The sequence below is a fragment of the Cupriavidus neocaledonicus genome, assembly GCF_000372525.1.
In the GTDB taxonomy this organism is placed as follows: Bacteria; Pseudomonadota; Gammaproteobacteria; order Burkholderiales; family Burkholderiaceae; genus Cupriavidus; species Cupriavidus neocaledonicus.
The window spans coordinates 1-1,337 of sequence record NZ_AQUR01000006.1; the positions used below are offsets into that span (position 1 = coordinate 1).

Sequence of the window (1,337 nt, forward strand, 5' to 3'; positions counted from 1 at the left end):
GGCGACAGCCGGTGCGCACGGCGGAGCCGATCTCGGCGTTGTAAACCTGAGTGCCGGCGCGTAGACTGCTGGCATGACGACGGCGAACGCGTACCCGGACGACATCGAAGCGCTCAAAGCCCTCTTGCTGGAGCGCGATGCCCGCATCGGGCATCTGCAAGACGTGGTCGAATCGCAGAAGGCAGCGACGGCAACGGACAAGGCGGAGATCGAGCATCTCAAGTTGCTGATTGCAAAGCTGCGCCGCATGCAGTTCGGCCGTCGCTCGGAGAAGCTGGACCGCCAGATCGAACAGCTCGAACTTCGCCTAGAAGAACTCGAGGCCGACGAAGGTGCCGCACCCATCGAGATCCACAGGACGCCGCGTACGGCACCGGAACAGGTACAACGTAAGCCGTTGCCAGAACACCTGCCGCGCGAGTTCCAGACTCATTGGCCCGAATCACGTGATACCTGCACGGCATGCGGTGCGCCGATGAAGCAGCTTGGCGAGGATGTCTCCGAACAGCTCGAATATGTGCCAGCGAGCTTCCGGGTCATCCGGCATGTGCGACCCAAGCTGGCGTGTTCATGCTGCGATCACATCGCCCAGGCTGCTGCGCCGAGCCGCCCCATCGAGCGAGGCATGGCTGGCCCGGGACTGCTGGCCCACGTGCTGGTCGCGAAGTTCGCGGATCACCTGCCGCTCTACCGACAGTCGGTGATCTATGCGCGTGAAGGCGTCGAGCTGGATCGCTCGTTGCTGGCGAAGTGGGTTGGTCACAGTGCGGCGCTGCTGCAACCACTCGTCGACACACTGCGTCGACACGTCATGGCGGCGACGAAGCTCCATGCCGACGATACGCCAGTGCCGGTGCTCGCGCCAGGCAATGGCAAGACTAAAACTGGACGCTTGTGGGTGTATGTGCGTGACGACCGGACGTCGGGCGATGCTACTCCGCCGGCCGTCTGGTTTGCCTATACGCCGGACCGCAAGGGCATCCACCCGCAGCAGCATCTTGAATCGTTCAACGGGACGTTGCAGGCCGATGCCTACGGCGGCTACCAGGCGATCTACGAAACGGGACGGGTTGCCGAAGCAGCGTGCTGGGCCCATGCCCGGCGGCAGTTCTACGAATTGTATGCAGCTCGCCCCAATTCCTTGAATACCGAGGCCCTGGAACGCATCGGCGCGCTCTACAAGATCGAAGAGCAGATCCGGGGCAAACCACCCGATGTGCGCCAGGCGTATCGACAGGCGCAAGCGCGTCCACTACTCGATCAACTCCACGCGTGGCTGAGAGCCACGTTGGAGACGCTCTCGCGCAAATCTGACACGAGTCGAGCGATCCTGTACG

The 1,337-nt window shown here is 63.0% G+C and carries 1 protein-coding gene; it reads left to right on the plus strand.

The window, feature by feature from the left end; all coding sequences use genetic code 11:
- Positions 1-73: 73 nt before the first annotated feature.
- The coding region (gene tnpC / locus A3AG_RS0100045; protein ID WP_018003638.1) for an IS66 family transposase at positions 74-1,337 on the plus strand (1,264 nt) is incomplete at its 3' end.